The organism is uncultured Sphingomonas sp., from assembly GCF_946477935.1.
Lineage (GTDB): Bacteria > Pseudomonadota > Alphaproteobacteria > Sphingomonadales > Sphingomonadaceae > Sphingomonas.
The window spans coordinates 1-4549 of sequence record NZ_CAMLAC010000261.1 but is presented as its reverse complement, the minus strand read 5'-3'; the positions used below and the strand labels follow the sequence as shown (position 1 = coordinate 4549).

4 protein-coding genes are annotated in these 4549 nt (G+C 68.3%); 3 read left to right on the top strand and 1 reads right to left on the bottom strand.

The window, feature by feature from the left end; all coding sequences use genetic code 11:
• Positions 1–1145 (top strand): pyruvate kinase (pyk, locus tag Q0U08_RS17935; RefSeq protein WP_298093016.1); only part of this gene is annotated, 1145 nt, incomplete at its 5' end.
• 4 nt (positions 1146–1149) lie between these two features.
• Here the strand turns inward: pyk and Q0U08_RS17930 are convergent.
• Positions 1150–1749, bottom strand: a complete 600-nt coding sequence (locus Q0U08_RS17930; protein WP_298093015.1) for an exopolysaccharide biosynthesis protein — start codon at positions 1747–1749, stop codon at positions 1150–1152.
• Positions 1750–1822: 73 nt separating this feature from the next.
• Here Q0U08_RS17930 and ruvB point away from each other — a divergent pair, with 73 nt between their 5' ends.
• Both ruvB and Q0U08_RS17920 read left to right on the top strand, forming a co-directional pair.
• Positions 1823–2854, top strand: a complete 1032-nt coding sequence (ruvB, locus tag Q0U08_RS17925; RefSeq protein ID WP_298093014.1) for a Holliday junction branch migration DNA helicase RuvB — start codon at positions 1823–1825, stop codon at positions 2852–2854.
• Positions 2855–3121: 267 nt separating this feature from the next.
• Positions 3122–4549, top strand: a 1428-nt coding sequence (locus tag Q0U08_RS17920; protein ID WP_298093013.1) for a phosphoenolpyruvate-utilizing N-terminal domain-containing protein, incomplete at its 3' end; no start/stop codon positions are given.

Genomic DNA, 4549 nt, shown 5'->3' with positions numbered 1-4549 from the left:
CCCGCGTCGAGCTGCCGCACAAGGAGATCTTCGCCGCGATCGAGCCGGGTGCCCGCCTGCTGCTCGACGATGGCAAGCTGGTGCTGCGCGTCGCCGATCATGACGCGGACCGCATCACCACGCTGGTCGAGGTCGGTGGTGCCCTGTCGAACAACAAGGGGCTGAACGTGCCCGACGTCGTGCTGCCGATGGCCGCGCTGACGCCAAAGGACCGGTCAGACCTCGCCTTCGCGGTGGAGCAGGGCGTGGACTGGATCGCCTTGTCCTTCGTGCAGCGGCCCGAGGATCTGATGGAGGCGCGCGGGCTGATCAAGGGCAAGGCGGCGCTGCTCGCCAAAATCGAGAAGCCCGCCGCGATCGACCGGCTGGACGAGATCGTCGAGCAGTGCGACGGCGTGATGGTCGCGCGCGGCGACCTGGGCGTGGAACTGCCGCCGCAAGCGGTGCCGCCGCTGCAGAAGCGCATCGTCGAGGTGGCCCGCCGCATGGGCCGCCCGGTGGTGGTCGCCACGCAGATGCTGGAATCGATGATCCAGAGCCCGTCGCCGACCCGCGCCGAGGTCTCCGACGTCGCCACCGCCATCTATGACGGTGCCGATGCGATCATGCTGTCGGCCGAGTCGGCGGCGGGCGCCTGGCCGGTCGAATCGGTGGCGATGATGAACGCGATCGGCGTGTCGGTGGAAGGCGATCCGGCGCATGGCGAGCGCGTGCACTTCACCATGATGAAGCCCGACCCCACCACCGCGGACGCGATGGCGGAAGCGGCCAAGAGCATCGCGCGCACCACCTCGGCCAAGGCGATCATCTGCTTCACCACCAGCGGCTCCACCGCCCGCCGCGTCGCACGCGAGCGCCCGCCGGTGCCGATCCTAGTGCTGACCCCGCAGGCGGAAACGGCGCGTCGCCTGGGCCTGCTGTGGGGCTGTCATGCGGTGCATACGCGCGACGTCGAATCCTTCGAGGAGATGGTCGCCAAGTCCAAGCGCATGGCGCTGCGCCATGGCATCGCGGCGGCGGGTGATCAGGTGATCATCATGGCCGGCGTGCCGTTCCGGACGCCGGGATCGACCAACGTGCTGCACGTCACCCGGCTGATCGGCGACGAGCTGGAGAAATATGGGGAGGATCGCGCGGAGGCCTGAAGCCTCACCCGCCGATCTTCGACCCCAGCAGGCCGGCGCCGATCGCGACCGCCACGCCGGCCAATACGATCGCGACGATCATCACGAGGCCATCGCGGACCATCAGCGCCAGGCCGAAGGTGGCGATCGCCGCCATCGGCGCGGTGGTCGCCAGCGGCAGCAACTCCAGCGGCGGCACCGTGCAGGCGAGCAGGATGCAGGCCACCGCCGCCACCCGCACGAACGGCCCCCTGGTCAGCGCCGGCAGGCGGCCGTGGAACCAGCGATCGGCCCAGCCGGCGGGTTTGCGCGCCTTTTTCGTGGTTTTGCGGACCGTTTCGGCCTTCAGCGAGCGGTTGCGCAGGAAACCGGGCAGCCAGAGATGCTTGCGGCCCAGCACCATCTGCACCGCGGTCAACAGGATGACGCTGGCCAGCACCGTCGGCAGGCCGGGGATGGAGCCGACCGGCGATATATCGATCAGCGCAGGCAGCAGCAGGAAGGGACCGTAGGAGCGGTTCCCGAACGCTTCGATCACGTCGCCCAGCGACACGCGGTCCTTTTTGTCGGCAAGGTCTTCCAATGCGTCGAGAATGTCGCCGATGCTGTGGGGATCGTTGGCCATGGGGGCGCAACGGGATGACCTGTGTAGCGGTTCCACTCGACAGCGCCCCCGCTCGCCCGCTACGGAACGAAAGGTGACCGACACCGACCGCCTTTTGTCCGCCAGCCGCCGTCCCGAGGATGTCGATGCCGCGCTGCGCCCCAAGCATCTCGACGAATTCGTCGGCCAGCAGGCTGCGCGCGACAATCTGCGCGTCTTTATCCAGGCGGCGAAGTCGCGTGGCGATGCGCTGGACCATGTGCTGTTCTTCGGCCCGCCGGGACTGGGCAAGACGACGCTGGCGCAGATCATCGCGCGCGAGATGGGGGTGGGCTTTCGCGCGACCTCCGGCCCGGTGATCGCCAAGTCCGGCGATCTGGCGGCGCTGCTCACCAATCTGGAAGACGGCGATGTGCTGTTCATCGACGAGATCCACCGGCTGCAACCCGCGGTCGAGGAGGTGCTGTACCCGGCGATGGAGGACCGCGCGCTCGATCTGATGATCGGCGAGGGGCCGTCGGCGCGTTCGGTGCGGATCGATCTGCCGCGCTTCACCCTGGTCGGTGCCACGACGCGGCAGGGGCTGCTGACCACGCCGTTGCGCGACCGGTTCGGGATTCCGGTGCGCCTGCAATTCTATACGGTCGAGGAACTGACCCGCGTGGTGACGCGTGCGGCGCGGCTGCTCGACCTGGGGATCGCGCAGGACGGTGCGACCGAGGTGGCGCGCCGGTCGCGGGGCACGCCGCGTATCGCCGGGCGCCTGCTGCGCCGGGTGCGCGATTTCGCCACGGTCGCCGGGCATGAGGTGGTGGACGCCCGCGCGGCCGATCAGGCGCTCAACCGCTTGGAGGTCGATGCGCTGGGGCTGGACGCGATGGACCGCCGCTATCTGATGATGATCGCCGACGTTTATCGGGGCGGGCCGGTCGGGGTGGAGACATTGGCGGCGGGCCTCAGCGAGCCGCGCGATACGATCGAGGAAGTGATCGAGCCGTATCTGATCCAGCTCGGCCTCGTCGCGCGGACGGCACGGGGGCGCGTGCTGAATGCGGGCGGATGGAAGCATCTGGGCCTCAATCCGCCGGTGGGCAGTCAGGACGGCCTATTCGACCTGGGGGGGTAAGGACTGTTTGGAAACGTGCTGAAGGCTCGTTTCGCGGTGCCAGCCCGCTCCCCCACCCGGCCTCCCATCAAGGATACTCTGTGGGAGGCCGGGTGCGGGTAGCCCTGCAAAGTACTACTTTGCAGGGACCCGTGGGGGAGCGGGCTGGTGCCGCCGTGAAACTCGCTCGTTCGCGAGTTTCCAAATGGACTCCAAGCAATCAAGCTTCGTGCCGCGCGTCATAATGTTGCATGGCACCCAAGCCAGTGATCTGTTAGCCCTTGGCTCATGCCCCTATCGGCCGCTGCCTCCGCCCGCGAAATCCTGGTCCGCCTGCACGACGTGATGGCGTCGCGGGCGCCTGCACAATCCAAGCTCAATCAGGTCGTCCAGATCATCGGCGAGGCGATCGGGAGCGAGGTGTGTTCGATCTACCTGCTGCGCGAGGGCGTGCTGGAGCTGTATGCGACGCGGGGGTTGGCGCAGGAGGCGGTACACGTCACCAAGCTGGCGATGGGGGAAGGGCTGGTCGGCACGATCGCCGAGGATGTCGAGGTGCTGAACCTGGACGAGGCCGCCAGCCATCCCGATTTCGCCTACAAGCCGGAAACGGGCGAGGACCGCTTCCACAGTTTCGCCGGCGTGCCGATCATCCGGCGCGAGCGGGCGGTGGGCGTGCTGGCGGTGCAGCACAGCGAGCCGCGCCGCTATCAGGATGTCGAGATCGAGGCGTTGCAGACGGTGGCGATGGTGCTGTCCGAGCTGATCTCGAACGCCGGGCTGATCGACGAAGGCGGGCAGGGGGCCGGACGGCCGCAGACCACCGCGTCGCAGCGGCTGATGGGGCAAAAGCTGGTCGACGGCATGGGATCGGGCTTCGCCGTGTTCCACCAGCCGCGCATCACCATCGAACATACCGTGGCGGAGGATACGGACGCGGAGCGGCACCGGGTCTATGCGGCGTTCGACAAGATGCGCGAGCAGATCGACCGGATGGCGCGCGAGGCGGAGTTCGGTGTCGGCGGCGAGCATGAGGAGGTGATCGATACCTACAAGATGTTCGCCTATGACGAGGGGTGGGCGCGACGGATCAACGAGGCGATCGACAGCGGGCTGACCGCGGAGGCGGCGATCGAGCGCGTGCAGCAGCGCACGCGCCAGCGCATGCGCCAGATCGACGACCCGCTGCTCGCGGACCGGATGCACGATCTGGAGGACCTGTCGAACCGGCTGCTGCGCATCGTTTCCGGCCAGATGGGGACGGCGGCGCAACTGGGTCTGCGGCAGGATACGATCCTGATCGCGCGCAACCTGGGGCCGGCGGAACTACTGGAATATGACAAGCGCCGGCTGAAGGGCGTGGTGCTGGAGGAGGGATCGCTGACCGCGCACGTCATCATCGTCGCGCGCGCGATGGGGGTGCCGGTGCTGGGCCGGGTGCGCGATACCCGCCGCCTGATCGCGGAGGGCGACCGGCTGCTCCTCGACACGGTCGAGAACAATGTCTTCGTGCGGCCGTCTGCCGCGATGGAGGAGGCATTCGACGCCAAGCTGACCCTGCGGCAGAAGCGCCGCGCCGCCTATGCCGCGCTGCGCGACGTGGCGCCCGAGACGAAGGACGGTCACCGGGTGACGGTGATGGTGAATGCCGGCCTGCGTGACGATGCCGCCGCGCTCGACATCACCGGCGCGGCGCTTCTGCCGCAGGGTCAGCTT